The sequence below is a fragment of the Pedobacter sp. HDW13 genome (genome assembly GCF_011303555.1).
GTDB lineage: Bacteria > Bacteroidota > Bacteroidia > Sphingobacteriales > Sphingobacteriaceae > Pedobacter.
On record NZ_CP049868.1, the window covers coordinates 2,475,802 to 2,499,589 of the forward strand.

A 23,788-nucleotide genomic window follows, 5' to 3' on the forward strand; every position below is an offset into this window, starting at 1 on the left:
AAGTAGGCAATGTAATTTTGTGTCATCAAAATAAAAAAAACGAAATGACAAAAATATTCATCATAAACGGCGGTCAGAAATTCGGCCACTCCGGCGGAAGGTTTAACGAAACCATTACTAATGCTACAATCGATTTCTTTTCGCAATTGCCTGAATTTGAAGTGCAAACAACCAACATTAACGATGCTTACGATCCTAAAGCAGAAGTGGCCAAATATGTTTGGGCAGATGTTGTAATTTATCATACGCCAATCTGGTGGTTCCAGGTGCCACATGCCTTTAAACAATATATTGATGTGGTATTTACCGAAGGCCATAACAGTGGTATTTACCTCAGCGACGGCCGCAAATCGGATAACCCAACGCGCAATTACGGTACCGGAGGGATGTTACATGGCCGTAAATATATGGTAACCTCTTCATGGAATGCACCAAAAGAAGCATTTACTTTACCGGGAGAGTTTTTTATGGAAACCAGCGTAGATGATGGCGTACTATTTGGTTTCCACCGGATGAACGCTTTTACTGGTATGGAACGGATTAATGGTGTACATTTTCATGACGTAGAAAAAAATGCCGATATCATAACCGATCTTAAAATTTACACTGAACATTTAACCGAAACCTTTTTAAATACCGAAGTATATGAGTCTCTATCTAACTGCAATAGTTAAAAGTAAAAAAGAAACTACGGCTGAATTAAAAGCCGTGTTATTGGATATGGTCGTAAATTCACGACAGGAAGCCGCCTGCATCCAGTACGATTTACACGAAGCTGCCGATCAGGAAACCTTCATTTTTCAGGAAGAATGGAAAAATCAGGCGAGTTTGGATTTTCACAATGACCAACCTTATATTCTAGCATTTGTTGTCAGAGCTGCTGAGCTAACAGAAAGTATTGCCATTTATAAAACAGATAAACTGGCTTAAATTACAATTTTGCTCGGCGGGCAGTAAGCGATGAACCTGCCGAGGCAATTACTACAAATGCAACGGCAAAACATTCTTTTAGCGAAAGATACTCGTGTAAAAATACCAATGCTGCGAGCGAAGCCATAGCCGGTTCGAGACTCATTAAAATACTAAATGTACGCGCAGGTAGTTGTTTAAGCGCGCGCATTTCGAGGGTAAAGGGAATAGCACTTGATAGTAGAGCAAGTGCAGCCCCCAATCCCAGTAATTTAGGATTTAACTGTCCTAAACCGCCACCAAAAATGCCAAATGGAAGGATTAGGACAGTGGCAAACAACATGCCTATGGCAACGGCATCGCCACCCTTCATAATTTTCGAAATCCGGCCACCTAATATGATATAACCCGCCCAAAAAAGACCAGCTAAAAGTGCCAGTAATACACCCACAATATCAAGTCCGGTGTTGGTCCAGGGAGCAATTAAAGCAATACCTGTTGCAGCCAGTATTACCCACAAAAAATCGATAGTTTTTTTTGAACCAAAAATGGCCAGGAGCAATGGGCCAACAAATTCTAAAGTTACACCAAGTCCTACCGGTATTCTGGCTATGGCCATGTAAAACACCATGTTCATAGTACCCAAACAAATGCCATACAGGATGACATACTTCCATTGCTTAAAATTTAATTTAAGCAGGTTTGGCCTGAAAGCAATCAATAAAATAATAGCCGATAATCCTATTCTCAACGATGCTGTTGCAGCAGCCCCGATTTGTGGGAAAAGCCCTTTCGCAATTGCAGCTCCGCACTGTACGCTGATGATAGAGAGTAAAACAGCAGGTATAGGTGGGATATTTAATTTGCTTTTCATCTGGGACTCGTAATTGAGGCGCAAAATTACGGAATTATCACTTTCCAGATTTTTTTAAATAAAAAAAGGAGAATCAGATTATTCCAATTCTCCTTTTTCAAATGTATCAATAGGTTATTAACAAAACAGTTCCTGTTCATCCCTGTTTTCAGTCGGGATTTTTTTTAAAAAATCATCAAAAGATGGGCCTTCGTTATCCGAATAGATGCCATAAGCATCAAGTATATAGCCTATGTTTTTATCCTGATCTTCTACAAGGTACAATACTGAATTGTCTGCAGGGTCGGAATCGCCTTCAAAGCGATAAGTTTTTACGATGGTTAAATCTTCTGGGTTATAAATGGTGCCCAGCGTTTTGCTTTGCATCTTGCCGTGATCGCTTATTTTTAATTCGTTATCTTTTCCTTTCAGCCTCAATTTCTCCAAAATTTGACTCAAAGTGTTCATTGCAATTGGCTGTTCCATGGTTATACGATTTTATAATTTAAACAAGTGGTTTTCGAAATGGTTTTATCACAAATGATTTTAAACCAAACCAAATGGTTTTCAGGCTGTTTCTCCTTAAACTAAATTTTAAAATCATGAAAAAATATTTTTTAAGCCTGTTAATTGTCGGCACAGCTTTTTTAAACGCCTGTACCAAAACCGATAAAGAAGTGGCGCAAGCCAACCTGACTGAAACAGCCGATCCATCGAAAAATATCGGTACAGCGAAGTTTTACGAGCTTAGTGATGGGAAGATTAAACTCGATATTGAAATGAATTTTGCGGCAAGGGCGGATAGTAATGTAGCCGTGCACTTTCACGAACATGGCGATTGCGGTAACATGGGCGAGAATACACACGGGCACTGGAATCCTACGAAAGAAGCACATGGGAAGTGGGGTTCGGTAGCTTACCACAGTGGCGATATTGGGAATATTATGCTCGATAGTAAAGGGCATGCAACCTTATCGATAACCACCGATCGGTGGAGCATTAAAGATGGCGACATTAAAAATATTATCGGCAGAGCGATTATTGTACACGGTGGTACCGACGATTATACAACACAACCTACCGGCAACTCGGGCCCAAGGGTAGGCTGTGGGTTATTGAAGCAGTTAAGTAGTCTCTTCGTCACTTCGAGCGGAATATAATGGAGCCGAGAAGTCTATTGATGAATGATTGTTGTAGATATAAGTAAGTGTTTTATTTGATTACTTTTTAAGCGGTTAATTTTTAACCGCTTTTTTTATGCAATTCGAGTTTTATTGTCATCATCATTAAAAAACCAAATATTATGGCAACACTAAACGAATCGCAAGGCAGCAAGGCTGCAAAAGGAAGAACCAAAAAAGCGACACCAAGGGTAGACCTTACTGCAATGGTAGATCTGATGTTTTTACTGACAACATTTTTTATGCTCACTACCTCTTTGGGCTCGCTAAATGCGGCAGATATTGCTAAACCCATCAAAACAGATGTTACTGATAATTATCCTGAATCCAGAACCATGACCATTTTATTGGGGAAGAATAACCAGGCTGTTTGTTACATGGGGACAATAGAAAAAGCAGATATGAAAGTAGTAGCCGTTAAAAATATTCAGGATGAGTTAAAGGCAAATGAACTTAAAGTGGCTAAAACACATTCCAATAATCCGGCAAAATTCATGATTGTGATTATCAAACCTACCAAAACGTCTAAATTTCAGGATTTTGTAGATTTGGTAGATGAAATGAAAATTGTCGGTATCAAATCGTATGCAATCGACGATGACCATATCAGTAAGGAAGAATCCTTATTTATGAAATCGAAAGGCATGTAAACAGGTAATGTTGGTCTAAAATCAGCGAATAAAACGAATATGCCCTGATTTTTTTCTAATGAATAAATTGAATATGATAAATAATACAATGGTTTTTGAGTAAACAGGCCAATTGGAGTCGATTTAAGCTGTTTTATGCGTTTTGTTAAGCTTACGTTAGTTTTTTGTTAGATGTTTAATAATACACCTGTACTGCTAATATGTTTACATTCGTCTATTGTCTGGCCAGGCATTAGGCGGCAATCCCGAAAAGCCTTTAATGAGTAGGGAGCTTAAAACTCAAAAAAATCTAGTATGAAAAGTTTAGAATTAAAAAATCTTAACGTTCAGGAAATGAACACAGCCGAAATGTCGCAAGTTGAAGGTGGTGGTATTGTTAACAATACTTTAACTGAAGTTTTAACTTCTCTTTCTACCGCTTTAAACGCAGTTGGTGCAGATACTTCAACATTCTTAAACAAAACATTGACCAATGTTTTGAAACTTGTTTGGAGCTTATAAGCAAAGTTATTGTATCCGCTGTTCTGATTTTCAGGATAGCGGATGCTTTATCAACTAAATACTATGGCTTTAACCAACTACTCAACCGAAAAAATTTCAAATACCGCTCTCGTTTATCGTTCTCAAATCAGTAAGCCCAGTCAGTTAATTTATGTGGTTACCGTAGTGGCCATTATAGCTGTGCTAGTGGCCCTTCCCATTATTAAAATACCCATTAGTATTAATGGTACCGGTATTTTACAATCAACTATCGAAAAAACTGAACTTATTGTACCCGTAAACGGTCGCTTAATACAGTATAAGCTAGCGGATAACAAAAGACTGAAACAGGGTGATACCCTCCTAGCCATTGATGCCGGATTACCCAAGCAGCAAGATGCGCTGGTTGAAACACGTAAAAACCAGATAACCCGCTTTTTACAGGATATTAGCACTCTTTTATCGTTTAATGGCGGTTCTTCCAGTCTACAAACGGGGCAATATGTAGCCTCATGGCAGCAATATGTACAGGAATTAAAAAATGCCGGTATTGCCAAGCGGCAGGCAACAAGCACCTTTGCACGTTACAATAAATTGTACCAGAATAAAGTGCTTACGCAATCTGAATATGAAAAATACAAATACGAACTGGAGCAGGCCGAATCGGTTTACCTTATGGTGCGTACCAAATATAAAACCCAATGGCAAACCGAAGCCAACGGCTACCGCAACGAACTGCGCGAGCTTTCTGGTCAGCAAGCCGAAATTAACGAACAGAAAAAACAGTATGTATTAAGGGCTCCGATCGATGGATCGGTTCAGAACTTAGTTGGGATACAAAACGGAGCCTATGTTTTTGCCAACCAAAAAATCGGAGAGGTTTCGCCCGATGCCGGTTTGGCCGCTTATTGTTACATCAATCCATCCGATATTGGCCTGATTAGAAAAGGACAGGAGGTGCACTTTCAGATTAATGCCTATAACTATAACCAGTGGGGCCTGGCTGTGGGTAAAGTGATTGATATTGCCGATGATATTGTGATTTTAAACGGTAACCAGCCTGCCTTTAAGGTAAAGTGCCTGATGGATAAAAATTTCCTGATGCTTAAAAACGGTTACAAAGGTTATTTAAAAAAGGGAATGAATTTTACTGCCCGTTTTAAAGTAACTGACCGCAGTTTATTTCAATTGCTTTACGATAAGGTAGACGACTGGGTTAATCCAAACTTAATCCAAAAAACATAACAGGCCATGAGTACTAAGGTTAAGCAAAGAGATATTACTGATTGTGGCGCGGCTTGTCTGGCCTCGGTGGCCTCGCATTACAAGTTAAATTTAGCGGTTGCCCGTATCAGGCAACTTGCCGGAACAGATAAAAAAGGAACCACGGTTTTAGGGCTGGTAGAGGCCGCTCAAAAATTAGGATTTGAAGCAAAAGGTGTAAAAGCGCCTTTTGATAGTTTATTTAAAATACCTACACCTGCCATTGCGCATATTATTGTAAATGATATCCTGCAGCATTTTGTAGTGATATATAAAGTAAACAATAAATTTATAGAGGTGATGGACCCTATAGATGGGAACGTGCATCGTAAAACACATGATCAATTTAAAAAGGAGTGGACTGGTGCACTGGTGTTGTTGTTGCCATCTGAAAGTTTTCAGCTTGGCAATGAAAAAAAATCAATTCAGGGAAGATTTTGGAATTTGATTAAACCGCACAAAGGCATTCTGACACAAGTTTTATTTGGTGCAGTTGTTTATACTGTGTTGGGTTTATCTACCTCTATTTTTGTACAAAAACTGGTCGACTTTGTGTTGGTTGACGGTAATCAGAATCTGCTCAACCTAATGAGCATTTCAATGATGGTAATTTTGGTCGTTCAGCTTTTTATTGGCTCGGCTAAAACTATTTTTACGTTAAAAACGGGTCAGTTAATTGATGCGAAGCTTATTTTAGGCTATTACAAACATTTGCTCCGGTTGCCGCAACAGTTTTTTGATACCATGCGGGTGGGCGAAATTATTTCGCGGATTAACGATGCAGTAAAAATCCGTACCTTTTTGAATGATGTATGCGTAAACTTTCTGGTAAACATTTTTATTGTTTTCTTTTCGTTTATCATGATGTTTACCTACTACTGGAAACTGGCATTGATAACGCTTACCGTTATTCCCTTGTACCTCATCATTTATTTTATAACCGATAAGTTTAACAAGCGTACCCAACGTAGGTTAATGGAAGATGCAGCCGAGCTCGAATCGCAGCTGGTAGAGAGTTTAAATGCCGTGGGTACCATTAAGCGTTTTGGTTTAGAAGAGCATGCCAACGAAAAAACCGAAACGCGCTTTATTAAATTATTGCAGACAGGCTTTAAATCTAACCTCAATGCGGTGGTATCGGGTACTTCAACCGAATTTGTTTCGCGCATCATTACCATTATTTTGCTTTGGGTAGGTGCAGGCTATGTGCTGAGCAATTCAATTACCCCTGGCGAACTCTTATCATTTTATACACTGATTGGTTATTTTACCGGTCCGGTTTCATCGCTGATTGGGATGAACAAAACGGTGCAGGATGCAGTTATTGCTGCTGATCGTTTATTTGAGATCATGGATCTGGAAAGGGAAACCGACGAAAACCAGATCGAATTAAGTACCGATAAAATTGGTGATATTCACTTCGAAAACGTATCGTTCCGCTATGGAAAAAGACTGGCTGTTTTTGAGGATCTGAATTTAACCATCCCACAGGGAAAATTTACTGCCATTGTGGGCGAAAGCGGTTCGGGGAAATCGACTTTAATGTCAATCCTGCAAAATATTTACCCTATCCAATCCGGAAATGTACGTATTGGCCAATATGATCTTAAGTACATTACCAATGCTTCGCTGAGGCGGATGATATCGGTAGTGCCACAGCAAATAGACCTATTTGCCGGCAATGTGATTGAAAATATCGCCATTGGCGAAGAAGAACCCGATATGCAGCGGATTATTGATATTGCCAGTAAGCTGGGATTGATGGGTTTTATAGAAGCTTTGCCCAAAGGTTTTCAAACTTATTTGGGTGAAAATGGCACCAGTTTATCGGGGGGCAACGGCAGCGTATTGCCATTGCGAGGGCATTATACCGCGATCCTGAAATTCTGATCCTGGATGAGGCAACTTCTTCACTCGATGCTGTTTCGGAACAGCATGTACAAAGGATGATTGCCCTGTTAAAAGCCGAACAAAAAACAGTAATTGTAATTACCCACCGATCGAGTACTTTAAATAATGCCGATAAGATTATTGTGCTTGATAAGGGGCAGGTAGTAGAGCAAGGCAGCCACCACGAACTGAAATACCATTTGGCCTAACTTCCGAAGTTTGCCATTGCATTGGCCCGTGCCGACTTCGTAAGTCTAACAAAAAAGGCGTTCTGCAATGCTGCAAAACGCCTTTTTTTAAATTTATCCTGATTGATTAAACGCCGAAAGCAGCTTTAACCTGATCTACGTAATCTAATTTCTCCCAGGTAAACAAATCAACGGTAACGGTTTTTTCTTCACCGTTTGGTGTTCTGAAAGTTTTGCTTACTGTTTCAGGCGTACGGCCCATGTGTCCGTAAGCAGCAGTTTCGCTATAAATCGGGTTTCTCAATTTTAAACGTTGTTCAATAAAGTAGGGACGCATATCGAAAATCGATTCTACAATTTTAGCAATCTCGCCATCGGTTTTACCAACCTTACCAGTTCCGTAAGTGTTGATGTAAATACCCATTGGTTTAGCCACACCGATTGCGTACGATACCTGCACCAAAATCTCATCGGCAACACCTGCTGCGACCAAATTTTTAGCGATATGACGGGTTGCATAAGCTGCACTTCTATCTACTTTACTTGGATCTTTACCCGAAAATGCACCACCACCGTGGGCACCTTTACCACCGTAGGTATCAACAATAATTTTACGACCGGTTAAACCAGTATCTCCATGCGGACCACCGATTACGAATTTACCGGTTGGGTTAATGTGGTATTCGATTTTATCGTTAAACAAATGCGCATATTGCGGATTGCTTTTAATGATACGTGGAATTAAAATATTTACCAGGTCGGTTTTGATTTTAGCCAACATGGTAGCTTCTTCATCAAAATCGTCGTGCTGTGTAGAAATTACAATCGCATCGATACGAACAGGTTTATTGTTGTCGTCGTATTCTAAAGTAACCTGGCTTTTTGCATCCGGACGCAGATATTTAATTTCGTTATTTTCACGTCTTAAAACTGCAAGTTCCTGTAAAAGCTTGTGTGATAGGTTTAAAGCCAAAGGCATGTAATCGGCAGTTTCGTTGGTTGCATAACCAAACATCATACCCTGATCGCCGGCACCTTGCTCTTCTTTGTTGCTTCTATCTACACCCTGGTTAATATCCTGAGATTGCTCATGTATGGCAGATAAAATTCCGCATGAGTTTGCCTCAAACATATACTCGCTTTTGGTATAACCAATTTTCTTGATCACATCGCGGGCAATTTGCTGTACATCTAAATAAGTTTTAGATTTTACCTCACCGGCTAAAATAACCTGACCAGTTGTAACCAATGTTTCGCAGGCCACTTTTGATTCTGGATCGAAAGCTAAAAAGTTATCAATTAATGCATCCGAAATTTGATCGGCAATTTTATCTGGGTGCCCCTCAGAAACAGATTCTGATGTAAATAAATACGACATTTATTAAATAAATTAATGATAAATAAACAAATTAATAATTGCCAAACCCCTTGGAAACAGGTGGTAAAATGATTGAAAGGAGGCATTAGCAATTTTTTTAAGTGGTTGCAATCCGGTCCCGAAGTGTCGGGATAGCAAATCAATCCACTTTTTTACTGCTGCAAAATTAGCATATTTTCTTTATTTCAAAAATTATAGATTATTTTGTGCATTCAATCTTACACTTTGCACACAAAGATCAATATCCTCTTTATAATCAATCCCATCTCGGGTGGGAGAGGAAAGCTACGTATCCCCGATTTTATCGATCAATACCTGGACAAGGAAAAGTTTAATGCGAACTTCGTGTTTAGCGAATATGTGGGGCATGCCGGAGAACTGGCTGATGAAGCGGCAACCAAAAATTTTGATGTAATTGTTGCTGCAGGAGGCGATGGTACCATTAACGAAGTGGCTACTAAAGTTTTGAAGCATAACAAGGTATTGGGAATTTTGCCGCTTGGCTCGGGAAATGGGCTTGCAAGGTTTTTAAAAATCCCGAAAAATTTAAAGTATGCTTTAGATTTGATTAACAATTTTAAAACCGATTGCATAGATACAGCTGAGTTTAACAATAAATGTTTTTTTAATCTCGCAGGAATGGGCTTCGATGCACATTTAAGCGCTGTTTTTTCGAAAGATAAAAAGCGTGGCTTATCCGGATATGTAAAACTTGGCTTTAAGGAAGTTTTTAATTATAAGCCGCAAACCTACCAGCTGGATATTGATGGTACAGCCTACACCCGGAAAGCTTTTGCCATTAGCATTGCCAACTCTTCGCAATATGGTAACGATGTTTACATTGCACCCAATGCTTCGGTAAAGGATGGTTTGCTCGATGTTTGCATTATTAAGCCTTTTCCGATAATAAAATTGCCTGTTTTGGGTTATGTAATGTTGAGGGGCAAGGCAGAAAAATCAGATATGATTGAAATTATTAAAGGAAAAAATATAAAAATTACAAGGGAAAAAGCCGGAGCTGTACATGTAGATGGCGAACCTTTACAAATGGGTGCCGAAATTGAAGCTCTTGTACATCCCTTATCGTTACAGGTAATTGTGCCATAACAAAGTTTGGAGTTGGAAGTTTGTAGCTGATCTGGCGATAAAACCATAAACCATTGAACAAATAGCTACCAAACCGAATCACCCTCATCCATTTTACATCTCCCATATTACATTATAAAGCATGAAACCAAAGAAAAATAGTTTAAGTGATCTAGGTGGAATTATGTATTCTACCAATCCCGATTTCGAATATGAAGAAGAAGTTGATGATACCACTACTTCGCCCAATAACCAGCAGGATTTACGGGTAATGCTCGATAAGAAGAACCGTGGTGGTAAAGCTGTTACCTTAATTACAGGTTTTAAAGGCCGTACCGAAGATTTAGAGGTGTTGGGCAAAATGCTTAAAACCAAATGTGGCGTTGGTGGCTCGGTTAAAGATGGCGAAATCATGATCCAGGGCGACGTTCGTGATAAAGTGATGGGTATATTGCAAAAAGACGGTTATAAGGCTAAAAAGGCTGGGGGGTAAATTCCGCTTTACCTGATCGTCATTCCCGCGCAGGCGGGAATCTCATTTGAGTTGCGAAAGCATTTTTTTGAGGAACCATTAGGGGTTTAAATCGGCTAGCGCAATACCTAAAACATAAATTCTGTTCACATCCCTCCATATACAAGGTTATTCGTGCCATATCCTGTTTTAAACTTTCGTAACCAGCTTTTTTGCAAGATGTTTATGAAAAAATTAAACGCATGAAAAGAATAATTATCTTCCTTTCTCTACTGTTGCCCGCTGTTTTAGTGAATGCTCAGAAGGATGAGTACAATGGATATGTTCACTATGGAGACAGGCATTCCTATTCAGCAGGAGGGTGTGATGGCTTTGGCATATCTTTTACAGTAGATCGGTTTACCAAAACTGTCAATTATCACAATGCCATTCAAAATCAACCGCTTAGTAATTTAGTTTATTTGGAAGGTACCCAAGAGATTAATCTTTTCGGTTATATCAATAAAGATAGCCTATCATTTTATCGTTATAATATTGTCGAGAATGATGATAATCAAATCGTTTCTGATGCTGTTCCCCAAGTAAATAAAACAAAAACACTCTACGGGAATAAAGTTGATATAAATTTGGGGAAATTTAATATAACGGATAAGAAGCTAACGATTAATATTTATAAAATTACCAAAAGGAGTGAAATTGCTACAATAATCATTTACAATAAAAAGATTCAACCTGCCTATATTTCAATGATCAATTTGAATATTAAAAGGGGACAAGGGGGATTGTAAGCTTTAAAAGCAAGGAAGATGCCGCAGTTCTAAGTGTAGATGAAACTACAAAAAATCTTATGATTGTAATCAAAAGCACTGATTTGGATTTTGTTTACAATGTTTATTTAAAAGATAAATCAACAGGAAAAATAGTCTTCCGGTCAAACAATTGGCTTTATGGTTACATCGTTCCAAGAGTACCATATTTATTGATTGGAGCAGAATATTTTAATAGAACTGGTAATTATGAGATTTTAATTATACCTAAACTGTCACAAGGTTTCGGTTCTAAGTCAATACAGGAAAGTACTATCAAGTATTCTTTTCACGTAAATAGCTCCAGAATAAAGCTTTTCTCCCAAAAACAGCTTATCACTTACGGTTTAATCTTATGCGCAATATGTGGTGCAATTTTCGGGGCTGCAGTAGCCTATATTAAGAGGAAGGAAGCCCAAAAACTTGCATTAAAACATCGTGATAAAGAAATGGCCAGGCTTCAACTGGCATCCGTTCGCTCACAATTAAACCCACATTTTTTGTTCAACGCGCTTGCTGGGATCCAAACGTTGATGAACAAAAATGAAACGGATAACGCCAACCGCTATCTGAGTAAATTTGCCCGTTTAACACGCAATGTACTCGAAAATAAAGATCTGATCAGTTTAACTTCAGAGAAAACCTTGCTGGATGATTATTTGCAAATGGAGCAACTGCGTTTTGGCTTTCAGTACACTATAAGCGCTTCGGCCGATTTGGATGCCGAGAATATCGAAATTCCGGCAATGCTGTTACAGCCCTTTGCAGAAAATGCCGTTAAACATGGTATAGCCGAAAAGGGAAATCTGGGTAAGCTTGAAATCAATTTTATTAAGAGTGAAGCAGATCTGATATTGAGCATCGCCGATAATGGAGCAGGGTTCGATAGCTCAAAAAATTACGACGGTTTGGGGCTGGCGTTGAGCAAAAACCGGATATCTTTACTCAATTCTATTTATAAGGAAACGCCGTTTGTACTCGATATCCAGTCGGGCGGCGAGGGAACAACGGTTAAAATTACACTTACTCAATGGTTATAATATGCGGACAATTTTAGTAGATGATGAAACGGCCAATCTCGATAATTTAAAGATTTTACTAGCCAAACATTGTCCGGATATTAAAGTGGTTGCCTGCGCCACCACTATTGATGAGGCTTTTACGCAGGTTAACCTGCACCAGCCCGATCTGCTTTTTCTGGATATCCAGATGGGCAAAACTACAGGTTTCGATCTGCTGAACAAACTTACTGTAAAAACCTTCGAAGTAGTTTTTGTTACCGCTTACGATAATTACGGCATTCAGGCCGTAAAATTTGCCGCTTTAGATTATCTGTTAAAACCGGTTGACCCCGATGAACTGAAAATAGCGGTTGCCAAGGCCGAAATCAGGATTAAAAACAAGGTACATGGCGAGCAGCTTAATTTTTTGCTGAGCCAGATTAAAAAAAGCGAACCCGCTATACCTAAAATTGCGTTACCTCAACAGCACGAAATCCGCTATGTTTCGGTTGAAGATATAGTACGTTGTGTTGCCGATAATACCTATACGTTTTTCTTTCTGGCGAATGACGACCGGGTGTTGATCTCGAAACCACTTAAAGAGTACTCAGATTTACTAAAACCGCATGGTTTTATCCGTACACATCAAAGCCATTTGGTTAATCCTAAATTCGTAAAAAGCTGGTTAAAAGAAGATGGAGGAACTTTACTGATGGATAGTGGCGATAAAATACCGGTAAGTAAACCGAACAGGGAAATGGTGAAGGAACTGTTGGGGAAGTAGTTTAAAATAATTCGTCATTGCAAGGCACGAAGCAATCTTAATGCACACGCATATAGCGATCGTTGTAAGATTGCCTGCCTGCTGCAAGCAGGCTTCGTCGTTTCCTCCTCGCAATGACGAATCTTTGTTTTTAAACCCTACATTTTTGTATTTTTGCGGCTATGTCAGTTATTAAACCCTCATTAGCAAAAGGTACCCGCGATTTTTCTCCGGTTGAAATGGTAAAACGTAACTTTATTTACGATACCATTAAAACAGTTTTCAAAAAATATGGCTATGCCGAAATTCAAACGCCGAGTTTCGAAAACTTATCAACCTTAACCGGTAAATATGGTGATGAAGGCGATAAACTGATCTTTAAAATATTAAATAGTGGCGAATTCCTGAAAGACCCTAAAAAGAAATCTTTTGATTTTGCTGAAGAAGAAAACAGCAATAAACTGGTTTCGTTAATCTCTGAAAAAGCTTTGCGTTACGATTTAACGGTGCCTTTTGCACGTTACGTAGTAATGCACCAGAATGATATTACTTTGCCCTTTAAACGCTTTCAGGTGCAGCCGGTTTGGCGTGCCGACAGACCACAAAAAGGCCGGTACCGTGAGTTTTATCAATGCGATGTAGATGTGGTAGGTTCTGAAAGTTTATTAAACGAAGCTGAATTCATCTTAATCTACAACGAAGCTTTAGGCAAATTGGGTCTGAAAGATTTCAGCATCAAAATTAACAACCGTAAAATTTTATCGGGTATTGCCGAAATTATCGGTAAGCCAGATTTAATTATCGATATGACCGTTGCCATCGATAAACTGGATAAAATTGGCCTAGATGGTGTAAGCAAAGAACTTTTAGAACGAGGTTTTACAGAGCAGGATTTAGAAAAGCTGCGTCCGGTGATTTTGCTGGAGGGCAGTAATGAAGAAAAACTAGCCAGCCTGAAAGAAGTTTTGGCTACCTCCGAAACCGGTTTAAAAGGTATTGCCGAAATTGAGCAGGTTTTTGCTTATGTAGAAAGCCTTATTTCGTACAGTTTGCCATTAACTGCAAAACTGGAGCTGGATATTACCCTGGCCCGTGGCTTAAACTATTATACCGGTTGTATTTTCGAAGTTAAAACCAACGAAGTTGCCATGGGCAGCATTGGTGGTGGTGGCCGTTACGACGATTTAACGGGTATGTTCGGTTTAAAAGATTTAACAGGCGTAGGCGTTTCATTTGGTGCCGATCGTATTTATGATGTATTGGAAGAGCTTAATCTTTTCCCGGCATCAGCAGAGGTTGGCACGAAGGTGCTGATCAGTAATTTTGATGCTGAGGCCGAAAAATATGCCCTGCCGATTTTACAACAGTTCAGAAATGCAGGTATTGCTATCGAACTTTACCCAGCTTCGGCCAAGCTTAAAAAACAAATGGCTTATGCCGATGCCAAAAACATCCCTTACGTAATTTTAATTGGTGGCGATGAAATGGCGAGCGGAGAACTTACTTTAAAAGATATGCAAAGCGGCGAGCAGAAAAAGCTAACGGTTTTGGGTATTTTGGATTTGATTAAATAGCATATTAACCGCAAAGTACGCGAAGATTTTCGCAAAGAAACGCTGAGTGTGGGTTAAACATCCTGCTTTGCGCACTTTGCGACAGCTTATTTTTCTTTGCGGTTAAATAAGTCTTCCAACCCGTAATAAAACCGGGAAATGAACATCCTTCTCTGCAGCATCGCCCCATGCTTCTTTTAGCTCGGTAAACATATATTCAAGCGGGTTACGCTCGTTGGCCTTTTTATAATGTTGTAATGCCGACCAGGTATTTAAATAACCAATTAACTGGTTAAAATTCCAGGTAGTTTTAATCTGAAAATGCGGTGCAACCAGCTCCTCGAAGGGAAAAGGGATGGTTTTATAACTTTCTTCGATATAGCGGCGCTCATTGTCCCAATATTTGCCCAAAATATCCTCATAAAGTTTATGCACCGCCTTATCCACTTTTTTATCGATAAACATGATGCCGTAACCAATCACGGCGAAAAGTCCGTTGGGTTTTAGCGTTCTTTTTACTTCCGCATAAAATGCTTCAAAATTAAACCAATGGATGGCCTGTGCCACGGTTATGAGATCGAAACTACTGTCTGCAGCAACGGTTTGCTCGGCAGGTTCGACTTTGTAGGTGATATTTGGTAGCTGTAAAGCATTTTTTAATTGATTTTCGCTAATGTCTGTGGCATAAACTGCATCAAAATGCTGAGCCAGCACACGTGCAACCTGTCCGTTTCCTGTGGCGCAATCCCATGCCGCTTGCTTATTTTCGGTAAGCTTAAACAGATAATCGTATAGCTCTTGCGGATAGGTTGGCCTGTAGATGGCATATCCTTCAGATTGGGTAGAAAAGTTATCTTTCATTTGATTAAATGTTGAATGAGAGAAGGGTTGAATGGGCAGGATCGAAATAACTCAGCCCTTTCTTTATAAAATTATTATATTTTTGAATAAGAACCGAATTATTGGGCTTAATGTTTCATTTGAAATTCAATCAATCATTCATCTAATAATTCAAAACCCGCTCATTCAATAGCCCCGTATGGAAGAAATATTAGCTAAGGACGAAATTAAAGATGTAGAATACCGGTTAAAATCAATATTTGGTGGTTCTGTAGGTAATTTGGTAGAGTGGTACGATTGGTATACCTATTCGGCTTTTGCCCTCTATTTTTCTCCTGCTTTTTTCCCCAACAGCAATCCAACTGCACAATTGTTAGATACTGCCGGTATTTTTGCCGTTGGTTTTTTAATGCGGCCCATTGGCGGCTGGTTATTTGGAAGCATTGCCGATAAGCTGGGGCGTAAACGTTCGATGACACTTTCGGTATTGATTATGGCCATTGGCTCATTGATTATCGGTTTAACTCCGGGCTACAAGCAAATTGGTATTGCAGCACCTTTACTGTTGATTTTTGCAAGGCTAATTCAAGGCTTAAGCACAGGTGGCGAATATGGTACTTCTGCCACATACCTGAGCGAAATGGCTACCAAAAAGCACCGTGGCTTTTATTCGAGTTTTCAATATGTAACTTTAATCGGCGGGCAGTTACTGGCGCTAGGCATTCAGCTAATTTTACAGAACTGGCTCTTAACACCTGCCGAGTTGCACGATTGGGGCTGGCGGATTCCGTTTTTTATTGGGGCCATTCTTTCTTTCATCGCTTTGTATTTAAGAAGGCATATCGATGAAACCACAGCTTTTAAAAGTAAACAATCGGCCGATAAAAAAGGTGGGATTGCAGTATTGTTAAAATACCCCAAAGAAGTTTTTACTGTAGTGGGGCTTACCCTTGGCGGAACTATCGCTTTTTATACTTTCAGTACCTACATGCAGAAGTTCCTCGTTAATACGGTACACCTCAGTAAAGAAACTTCAACTACGCTGTCATTTATTTCTCTACTGGTATTTGCCATTATGCAGCCATTATTTGGCCTGTTGTCTGATAAGATCGGGCGGAAGCCCCTGCTCATTGGTTTTGGTGTGCTGGGCACCTTATGTACTTACCCCATTTTAACCAGTTTAACGCACGCAACCAATACCACCATCATATTCTTGCTGATGATTGCCGCCCTGATTATAGTTAGCGGTTATACCAGTATCAATGCAGTGGTGAAAGCCGAGCTTTTTCCTGCTGAGATCAGGGCTTTGGGAGTAGGTTTGCCTTATGCTTTAACGGTAGCTATTTTTGGCGGAACGGCCGAGTATTTTGCCTTGTGGTTTAAAAAGATCGGTCACGAAAGTTATTTCTACTGGTACGTTACCGGGTGTATTCTAATTTCACTCGTTTTGTATACAACCATGAAAGATACCAAGCATCACTCAAAAATAGAAGGTTGATTTTGGGTGTTTGAATCGCCGTGCTCGCTCATCCACTTTATAAACGCGGACGATGAAAACGATGAAAAATATTTCCGCGCTAATCCGTGCCTCCCTGGCAGCAAGATGCCGCTACAAGTAATTACTCACCTCAATCAAATTCATATCGGGATCGCGGAGATAGATCGAAATAATTTTACCATTGGCGCCTGTTCTTTCAACCGGACCCTCCTCAATTTCGATACATTTCTGCTTAAGTTCTCCCACTACTTCGCCCAGCGGAAAATCGGTAATGAAACATAAATCGGCTGTGCCGGGTGTAGGTTTAAAGGCTTTAGGTTCAATTTCGCTTCCGTGTTGGTGAAGATTGATTTTCTGGTTGCCAAATTTTAGTGCCTTTCTGTTTTCTCCAAATTCAATAACTTCCATCCCTAAGGCCAGGCTATAAAAGCGGCAGGTACTTTCCAGATTAGAAACGGTTAGCACCAGGTGATCTAAATTTTTAATATCCATAACTGTCTGTTAGAACTAAAGCCTGCATCTTTTTGTTTTACTCTCGTATTAAAAGATTTATGCTTTCGATATTTGGTTAGTAAAGATTATCGACCAACAAAGTAATCAATTTTTATATATTTACCATTATGCAAAACCTGCCTCCTTTAGCCGAACGTATGCGCCCTCAAAACCTTAATGAATATGTTGGTCAACAACATTTGGTAGGAGCGGGAGCAGTATTGCGCAAGGCGATTGAGAGTGGCCAACTGCCATCCATGATTTTCTGGGGCCACCGGGCGTAGGTAAAACCACTTTGGCCTATATCATTTCTCAGGCCTTAGACCGCCCGTTTTTTAATTTAAGTGCCATTAACAGTGGGGTGAAAGATATCCGCGAGGTGATAGACCGCGCAGCACAGTTGAAAGACAGCTTTTTAGGGCTTCCAATCCTTTTTATTGATGAGATTCATCGCTTTAGTAAATCGCAGCAGGATAGCTTGCTTGGGGCTGTAGAGCGCGGACTGGTTACTTTAATTGGTGCTACAACCGAGAACCCATCGTTCGAGGTAATTTCCGCTTTGCTTTCGCGCTGCCAGGTTTACATTTTAAAATCACTTACTGAAAATGAGTTAGCTGGTTTGTTACAAACGGCAATTAAAAACGATAGCGTTTTATCAGCGAAAAAAATTACCATCAAAGAGCACGAGGCGCTGATTCGTTTATCGGGTGGCGATGCCCGCAAGCTGTTAAATGTACTCGAAATTGCCATTAACGGTATTGGTGGGGATAAAATGGTGCTCACCAACGAAAATGTTTTGGCCCATGCCCAGCAAAATCTGGCCTTGTATGACAAGGCTGGCGAGCAGCATTACGATATTATTTCGGCCTTTATCAAATCGATTCGTGGCAGCGATCCTAATGCTGCGGTTTACTGGCTGGCCCGCATGATAGAAGGCGGCGAAGATCCTTTGTTTATTGCCCGCAGGTTATTGATTTTATCTTCAGAAGATATTGGTAATGCAAACCCGAATGCTTTGTTGCTTGCCAATAATTGTTTTACAGCTGTCAATGTAATCGGCTATCCCGAAGCCAGGATCATTTTATCGCAATGCGTAACTTATCTGGCCAGTTCGCCAAAAAGCAACGCATCTTACGAAGCCATAAACAAGGCCCAGGCTTTGGTTAAACAAACCGGAAACCTGCCCGTACCTTTACATATCCGCAATGCTCCAACCAAACTGATGAAAAACATTGGTTATGGTAAAGATTATCAATATTCGCATGGCTATGAAGGTAATTTCTCGCCACAGGAGTATTTTCCGGACGAATTAAGTGGAACAAAACTCTACGATCCGGGGAAAAATGCGGCTGAAGAAAAACTGAGAGAAAAGCTTAGGCAGAACTGGAAAGACAAATACAATTACTAGTGTAACATTTCTTCCATAAGTGATACTAATAATTAAACTATTAACTAAACTATTATATGCTGAGTACTTTTTTAAGTCACCAAAGAAAATCTTTTTGGCGTTCGCGAAATAAAGGCGGGAGTATTGCAACACAAATCATTATTGGTTTCTTTATGCTTTATTTTCTCGTTATTGCCGCACTGGTTGGTTTCGGTATGACGTTGTTTCTTCCCAAAATTTTTCCTAATCAGGGCATCATGAAAAGTTTTAACGGAATAATTTTATATTACTTCGCGTTCGATTTCCTCATGCGTTTGCAGCTGCAGGAAATCCCAACCCTGAGTATCATTCCATACCTGCATCTTAAAATATCAAAGCGTAAAATCATTAATTTTTTGAATGCAAAAGCACTTTTTTCTGCATTTAATATCTGGCCGTTGTTTTTGTTTTTCCCATTTATATTTATTGAAATAGGTGGGGTAGAAGGGCCATTGGTGGCATTAATGTATGTTATTGCAATCCTTTCCATCATGGTATTTAACAACTATTTTGTGTTATACCTTAAACGTAAATCAATTACCAACTTCTTATTTACGCTAATTGGTTTGGGTATAGTGGGCACATTTGCTGCCCTTGAGTATTACAAGGTCATTTCGATCATGGCCGCATCCAATTTTGTTTTTAGCCAAATGACAGCAAGACCTTACCTCGGATTGGTTTTTCCGGCAGTAGCCGCTGTTATTTTTATCGTCAACTCCAACTACCTGCGTCGAAACCTGTATGTAGAGGAGATGGGCGCTAAACAGGAGAAAAAGGTAAGTACTGATTATCCCTTTTTAAACCGTTTTGGCAAGGCTGGCGAATTGGCCGCACTCGAACTAAAATTAATATTAAGGCACAAACGCCCGCGTTACTCGATAATTATGGGCGCATTTTTCCTTTTATATGGCTATCTCTTCTATAAGGCGCCATATATTGCAAGTGATTCTTTTGCCAAAATGATTTTCGCGGCCATTTTTATGACCGGTTTTTCTATCCTGAGCTATGGCCAGTTTATGTTTGCCTGGCAAAGTTCACATTTTGATGGCCTGTTAATCAACAAAATTGATTTCAAAGATTACATCAAAGGCAAGTTCCTGCTTTTTACCATAATATGCACGGTTGTAACCATCCTGGCCAGCTTTTATGCATTTTTAAGTCCGAAGCTTTTGTTGTTGCACCTGGCCGCTTACTTATACAACATTGGCTTTTGCACGGTGCTGGTTTTGTATCTGGCTACATTTAATTACAAACGGATAGATATTACCCGTAGTGCGAGCTTTAACTTTCAGGGGATGGGGGCCACACAGTGGATTTTAATGATTCCATTCGTTTTACTCCCTTACCTCATTTATTTACCTTTTGGTTATTTTAACAGACCTTATTTAGGTTTAATGGCCATTGGTTTCTTTGGTTTAGTAATGCTGGCCATGAGGAGTTACTGGATAAACTACATTGCAAAGAAATTAGAATTAAAACGTTATAAAATAGCCGAGGGCTTTAGAGAATAATTATGATTTTAGAAGTTAAGAATTTACAAAAAGTTTATGGCGATAAAACCGTTGTAAACATCGATGATTTACAAATCGTAGCGGGCGAAACTGTTGGTTTGGTTGGCAATAATGGCGCAGGTAAAACTACTTTCTTCAGGATGCTCTTAGATCTGATTCGCCCTACGCAGGGAGAGGTGTTATCAAAAGGCGAAAACGTAATGCAAAATGGCGACTGGAAAAATTACACGGCTTCCTTTTTGGATGAAGGCTTTCTGATCGATTATTTAACCCCTGAGGAGTATTTTATATTTATAGGAAGTTTGCACGACATGAGTGTGGCTGATGTTTCAACCTACCTGACGCAGTACAGCGAGTTTTTTAATGGCGAGATTTTAAACAGTGGCAAATACATCCGCGATTTTAGTAAAGGGAACCAGGTTAAAGTTGGTATTGCTGCAGCATTAATGCAAAAGCCCGAGATTTTAATTTTAGACGAACCTTTTGCCAATCTCGATCCTACAACGCAGATTCGCTTGAAGAATTTATTAAAAGCACAGGCTGGCAACATGACAACTTTTATTTCGAGTCACGATTTAAACCATGTTACCGATGTATGCCACAGAATCATTTTAGTAGAAAAAGGGAAAATAATTAAGGATTTTAAAACCGACGAAAATACATTACAGGAGTTGGAGAGTTATTTCTCTGCCTAGTTTTTGTACTAAGAATGATACAATATGAAAGCGTCCACAGTAAACTGGACGCTTTTTTTGTCTAAAAAATAGTCTTTTCGATGCGATAGGTTAAAAATAAGCCGAAAATGAAGTCTGTATAATTTTTGGCATTGTGTTTGAACACAAGCTGTAGAAATTATAAATCTAGATTATTATGAGTATTTCAAAAGTAAGAATAGCGACATTAAGTATAGGGTTAGCAGTTGGTTCGATGGCATTCCAAAGCTGTGATAGTTTAACTAAAACACAAAAAGGAGCCGGAATTGGTGCTGCAGCTGGTGGTGTTATTGGAGCCTTAATTGGTAAGAAGGCCGGTAATACAGCAGTTGGTGCTTTAATTGGTGGTGCTATTGGCGGTACAGCCGGAGCATTTATCGGTCGTAGAATGGATAGACAGGCAGCCGAAATCCAAAAAGCAATTCCTAACGCTGAAGTTATTCGTGAGGGCGAAGGTATTATTGTAAAATTCGACAGTGGTATCTTATTCGACTTTGATAAGACTGCATTAAAAGATGCTGCTAAAACCAATATCCAGAGTTTGGCTTCATCATTAAATCAATATCCAGATACGGATATCAAGATTATTGGTCATACCGATAGCAAAGGTACAGAGCAATATAACCAGGGCTTATCTGAGAGAAGAGCAGCTGCGGTTAAAGCTTATGCCGTTTCGCAAGGTGTACCTTCAAGCCGCTTAGTTACCATTGGTAAAGGTTTTTCAGAGCCAATTGCTGATAACGAAACTGATGCTGGGCGTGCTGCAAACCGTCGTGTAGAAATTGTAATCGTTGCTAACGATGCGCTAAAAGCTTCTGCACAAAAACAAGGATAATATCGCAATTTCCCTCTACCTATGAGGTCATTATAAATCCAGCCCCGGTGTACATCCACTGGGGTTTTTTTATGCTTTGTGGTATGCCTGTATTTATCGCTTCTTATCCTGGTCCTGTCGAAGGGCCTTAGCTAATCTTCTGTTTGCGAATCAATTAGTAATAGCATACCCTATTCCGGGTTTAGCGCCTCACGAAACATAAAGCAGACAGTAAAAATATCTTTTTTGGAAAGCAGATTTCTGTGCGTATCGGTTCCGACAGCCCTGCTATCCACTTCAAGCCTCCACTTTGTTACGGGCTTTCCGGTTCTATCAGGTTTATTTAACTGTGGTTGGCATAGGTTAACCTGTAAAGCTCGGCTAGCATTAAAAGAGGTAAACGGCCTGGTTTTCCAAAACATTTAAAATAAGTCTTCGAAAAGATTTATATCGGATGAGAATACCCAACACCACGAATGGCATGTTAATATTTAAGAATAAATATCTTCAAAATAGCTCACCACAAGCGATTTCATTAGCATTTCCTGCTCGAGCATGGTGTAAGGCGGAATGGCCTTAACCAGTTTCCAGTGTGGCCATCCATCCTGGTCTAAGCCCTCCAGTTCGTAAAAGCCCATTTCACTCAATAAGCGGCAGGTAGCAATGTGCATCAATTCCTCTTTCTGGCGCTTGCTGTATTTTTTCGGTCCTTTGCCTAGTTCCTGTACGCCAATTAAAAAAAGCATCACTTTTAAATCAGGAAAATCCGAATCAAATTCTTTTGAAATCTTCTCCTGTAAAACTTTCCACTTGGCATTAATCTCCGAAGGTTTCATGTATTGTTTTGTTAATTATTAATTTTTCAGATTTGATTCCAAATTTGTGCAAAGATAGTGTAAAAAGGTGTAAGCGGCAGGTAAAAAGGTTGACGGTTTTAGTACCAATGCTTCTATCTTAATTGTATTTTTGGTTACATTTATAACTTATGGATACAAACAAAACAATCGGTGCAGGAGTATTGGCTTATGGTATGTCGGGCAAAGTTTTTCATGCCCCATTTTTAGATGCACACCCGGGCTTTAATTTAAAAGCTATAGTAGAACGCAGCAAAAAAACAGCTGTTAACGATTACCCTAACATCATAAGTTACAATAGTGTTGATGAACTTTTAGCCGATGATGAAATAGAACTGGTTGTAATCAATACCCCAAATAACCTGCATTACGAACATGCAAAAGCAGCTTTGAATAGCCATAAACATATTCTGGTAGAAAAGCCCTTTACTGCAACAACAGCCCAGGCAAAAGAACTTTTTGAACTTGCAGATAGTGTCGGTAAACAAATCTTCTTTTACCAGAACCGCCGCTGGGACAGCGATTTTACTTCGGTACGAAAGGTTATTGAAAGCGGTAAGCTGGGTAAGCTGGTCGAAGTACACATGCGTTACGATCGCTACCGCAATGTAATTGGGCCGAAAGCATTTAAAGAAAACCCTGTTGAAGCCAGTGGCTTATTATATGATTTGGGACCTCACCTTTTGGATCAGGTAATTGGTTTATTCGGTAAACCTCTAAGCTACCATAAAATTTTAGGTAAAAACAGGGCTGGTACCTTAGTTGATGATTATTTTTCGATCCAGTTAAGCTACCCGGATAGTCTGAATGTTTTTGTTACTTCTAGTATGTTGGTGGTAAACCCACAGGCTGGATTTGTTTTGCATGGCATGAACGGCAGCTTTATAAAACATAGAACCGATATTCAGGAAGAACAGCTTCTGGCAGGCATGAAATTAAGTGATCCGGCTTATGGTATTGAATCTGAAAGTAAAGATGGCGTATTAACCACCATTGATGCGGATGGAAACAAAACCGAAGAAACCATTCCGTCAGAAAGAGGAAGTTATCTGCCACTTTTCGAAGCTGTTTATCAGGGTATAGCCAACAATAAGCTTTATCCGGTAACGCGCGAAGATGTTTTAGCTCAAATGGAAATTATAGAAAGCCCTGCAACTGCGTAATCCC

Annotated in this window: 24 protein-coding genes and 2 pseudogenes; 20 read left to right on the plus strand and 6 right to left on the minus strand. The window is 39.6% G+C overall.

The genetic code is table 11. From position 1 onward, the window contains the following. Window positions 1-44 precede the first annotated feature (44 nt). On the plus strand, window positions 45-674 hold the full coding sequence (locus tag G7074_RS10440) for an NAD(P)H-dependent oxidoreductase (protein WP_124558244.1): 630 nt from the start codon (window positions 45-47) through the stop codon (window positions 672-674). Continuing rightward, entirely contained in the window at window positions 646-930 is a 285-nt protein-coding gene (locus G7074_RS10445; RefSeq protein ID WP_124558243.1) for a putative quinol monooxygenase, read from the plus strand. Before G7074_RS10440 ends, G7074_RS10445 begins: the two co-directional genes overlap by 29 nt. A gap of 1 nt (window position 931) precedes the next feature. Here the strand turns inward: G7074_RS10445 and G7074_RS10450 are convergent, their stop codons facing one another. Together G7074_RS10450 and G7074_RS10455 are read right to left on the minus strand one after the other, a co-directional pair. Then, on the minus strand, window positions 932-1,783 hold the full coding sequence (locus tag G7074_RS10450; RefSeq protein ID WP_124558242.1) for a DMT family transporter: 852 nt from the start codon (window positions 1,781-1,783) through the stop codon (window positions 932-934). A 117-nt stretch (window positions 1,784-1,900) separates the two neighbouring features. Next, window positions 1,901-2,248, minus strand: a complete 348-nt coding sequence (locus tag G7074_RS10455) for a hypothetical protein (protein ID WP_124558241.1) — start codon at window positions 2,246-2,248, stop codon at window positions 1,901-1,903. A gap of 116 nt (window positions 2,249-2,364) precedes the next feature. Here G7074_RS10455 and G7074_RS10460 point away from each other — a divergent pair, with 116 nt between their 5' ends. The 6 genes and pseudogenes from G7074_RS10460 to G7074_RS27140 all read left to right on the plus strand — a co-directional run bounded on the left by G7074_RS10460 (window position 2,365) and on the right by G7074_RS27140 (window position 7,435). Further along, complete coding sequence (locus G7074_RS10460) at window positions 2,365-2,922, plus strand: superoxide dismutase family protein (RefSeq protein WP_166208292.1); 558 nt, start codon at window positions 2,365-2,367, stop codon at window positions 2,920-2,922. A 143-nt stretch (window positions 2,923-3,065) separates the two neighbouring features. Continuing rightward, window positions 3,066-3,593 (plus strand): biopolymer transporter ExbD, encoded by a 528-nt coding sequence (locus G7074_RS10465; protein WP_124558239.1) that lies wholly within the window; start codon window positions 3,066-3,068, stop codon window positions 3,591-3,593. A 294-nt stretch (window positions 3,594-3,887) separates the two neighbouring features. Continuing rightward, window positions 3,888-4,094 carry a hypothetical protein gene (locus G7074_RS10470; RefSeq protein WP_124558238.1) on the plus strand — a complete coding sequence of 69 codons (207 nt, stop codon included), beginning with the start codon at window positions 3,888-3,890 and terminating at the stop codon, window positions 4,092-4,094. Between the two features lie 63 nt (window positions 4,095-4,157). Beyond that, on the plus strand, window positions 4,158-5,318 hold the full coding sequence (locus tag G7074_RS10475; RefSeq protein WP_166208295.1) for an HlyD family secretion protein: 1,161 nt from the start codon (window positions 4,158-4,160) through the stop codon (window positions 5,316-5,318). Window positions 5,319-5,324: 6 nt separating this feature from the next. Further along, a pseudogene (locus G7074_RS10480) lies at window positions 5,325-7,186 on the plus strand (peptidase domain-containing ABC transporter); the annotation flags it as partial. Window positions 7,187-7,282: 96 nt separating this feature from the next. Continuing rightward, entirely contained in the window at window positions 7,283-7,435 is a 153-nt protein-coding gene (locus G7074_RS27140) for a hypothetical protein (protein WP_240916580.1), read from the plus strand. A 106-nt stretch (window positions 7,436-7,541) separates the two neighbouring features. Here the strand turns inward: G7074_RS27140 and metK are convergent, their stop codons facing one another. Next, on the minus strand, window positions 7,542-8,792 hold the full coding sequence (gene metK, locus G7074_RS10485; RefSeq protein ID WP_124558235.1) for a methionine adenosyltransferase: 1,251 nt from the start codon (window positions 8,790-8,792) through the stop codon (window positions 7,542-7,544). A gap of 225 nt (window positions 8,793-9,017) precedes the next feature. On the opposite strand from metK, the gene G7074_RS10490 reads away from it, so the two are divergent. From G7074_RS10490 to hisS, 6 genes are all read left to right on the plus strand, one after another. Beyond that, entirely contained in the window at window positions 9,018-9,899 is an 882-nt protein-coding gene (locus G7074_RS10490; protein WP_233603770.1) for a diacylglycerol kinase family protein, read from the plus strand. 121 nt (window positions 9,900-10,020) lie between these two features. Further along, on the plus strand, window positions 10,021-10,371 hold the full coding sequence (locus tag G7074_RS10495) for a translation initiation factor (RefSeq protein WP_124558233.1): 351 nt from the start codon (window positions 10,021-10,023) through the stop codon (window positions 10,369-10,371). 221 nt (window positions 10,372-10,592) lie between these two features. After that, window positions 10,593-11,138 carry a hypothetical protein gene (locus G7074_RS10500; protein WP_166208298.1) on the plus strand — a complete coding sequence of 182 codons (546 nt, stop codon included), beginning with the start codon at window positions 10,593-10,595 and terminating at the stop codon, window positions 11,136-11,138. Between the two features lie 59 nt (window positions 11,139-11,197). After that, entirely contained in the window at window positions 11,198-12,196 is a 999-nt protein-coding gene (locus G7074_RS10505) for a sensor histidine kinase (protein ID WP_166208301.1), read from the plus strand. 1 nt (window position 12,197) lies between these two features. Beyond that, window positions 12,198-12,941: a LytTR family DNA-binding domain-containing protein gene (locus tag G7074_RS10510; protein ID WP_166208304.1), complete on the plus strand. Its 744-nt coding sequence runs from the start codon at window positions 12,198-12,200 to the stop codon at window positions 12,939-12,941. A gap of 161 nt (window positions 12,942-13,102) precedes the next feature. After that, window positions 13,103-14,494 (plus strand): histidine--tRNA ligase, encoded by a 1,392-nt coding sequence (gene hisS, locus G7074_RS10515; protein WP_124558230.1) that lies wholly within the window; start codon window positions 13,103-13,105, stop codon window positions 14,492-14,494. Window positions 14,495-14,596: 102 nt separating this feature from the next. On the opposite strand, the gene G7074_RS10520 is transcribed toward hisS, so the two are convergent. After that, window positions 14,597-15,334, minus strand: coding sequence for a class I SAM-dependent methyltransferase (locus G7074_RS10520; RefSeq protein WP_166208307.1), 738 nt, complete (start codon window positions 15,332-15,334; stop codon window positions 14,597-14,599). A gap of 178 nt (window positions 15,335-15,512) precedes the next feature. Between G7074_RS10520 and G7074_RS10525 the strand changes: the two genes are divergently transcribed. After that, the gene (locus tag G7074_RS10525) at window positions 15,513-16,811 is read left to right on the plus strand and encodes an MFS transporter (protein WP_124558228.1); all 1,299 of its coding nucleotides are present in this window, start codon (window positions 15,513-15,515) and stop codon (window positions 16,809-16,811) included. A gap of 111 nt (window positions 16,812-16,922) precedes the next feature. Here the strand turns inward: G7074_RS10525 and G7074_RS10530 are convergent, their stop codons facing one another. Then, a complete protein-coding gene (locus tag G7074_RS10530; RefSeq protein WP_124558227.1) occupies window positions 16,923-17,303 on the minus strand; it encodes a VOC family protein in 381 nt (126 codons plus the stop codon). A 128-nt stretch (window positions 17,304-17,431) separates the two neighbouring features. Between G7074_RS10530 and G7074_RS10535 the strand changes: the two are divergent. The 4 genes and pseudogenes from G7074_RS10535 (at window position 17,432) to G7074_RS10550 (ending at window position 21,788) form a co-directional block, all read left to right on the plus strand. Beyond that, window positions 17,432-18,711, plus strand: a pseudogene (locus tag G7074_RS10535) (replication-associated recombination protein A). Between the two features lie 56 nt (window positions 18,712-18,767). After that, a complete protein-coding gene (locus G7074_RS10540) occupies window positions 18,768-20,240 on the plus strand; it encodes a DUF5687 family protein (RefSeq protein WP_166208310.1) in 1,473 nt (490 codons plus the stop codon). 2 nt (window positions 20,241-20,242) lie between these two features. Further along, a complete protein-coding gene (locus tag G7074_RS10545; RefSeq protein WP_199748258.1) occupies window positions 20,243-20,935 on the plus strand; it encodes an ABC transporter ATP-binding protein in 693 nt (230 codons plus the stop codon). Between the two features lie 175 nt (window positions 20,936-21,110). Then, on the plus strand, window positions 21,111-21,788 hold the full coding sequence (locus G7074_RS10550) for an OmpA family protein (protein ID WP_199748257.1): 678 nt from the start codon (window positions 21,111-21,113) through the stop codon (window positions 21,786-21,788). Window positions 21,789-22,258: 470 nt separating this feature from the next. Here G7074_RS10550 and G7074_RS10555 read toward each other — a convergent pair whose 3' ends face one another. After that, window positions 22,259-22,603 carry a hypothetical protein gene (locus G7074_RS10555; RefSeq protein WP_124558223.1) on the minus strand — a complete coding sequence of 115 codons (345 nt, stop codon included), beginning with the start codon at window positions 22,601-22,603 and terminating at the stop codon, window positions 22,259-22,261. Between the two features lie 149 nt (window positions 22,604-22,752). Between G7074_RS10555 and G7074_RS10560 the strand changes: the two genes are divergently transcribed. Beyond that, the gene (locus G7074_RS10560) at window positions 22,753-23,784 is read left to right on the plus strand and encodes a Gfo/Idh/MocA family oxidoreductase (protein ID WP_166208313.1); all 1,032 of its coding nucleotides are present in this window, start codon (window positions 22,753-22,755) and stop codon (window positions 23,782-23,784) included. Window positions 23,785-23,788: the final 4 nt, after the last annotated feature.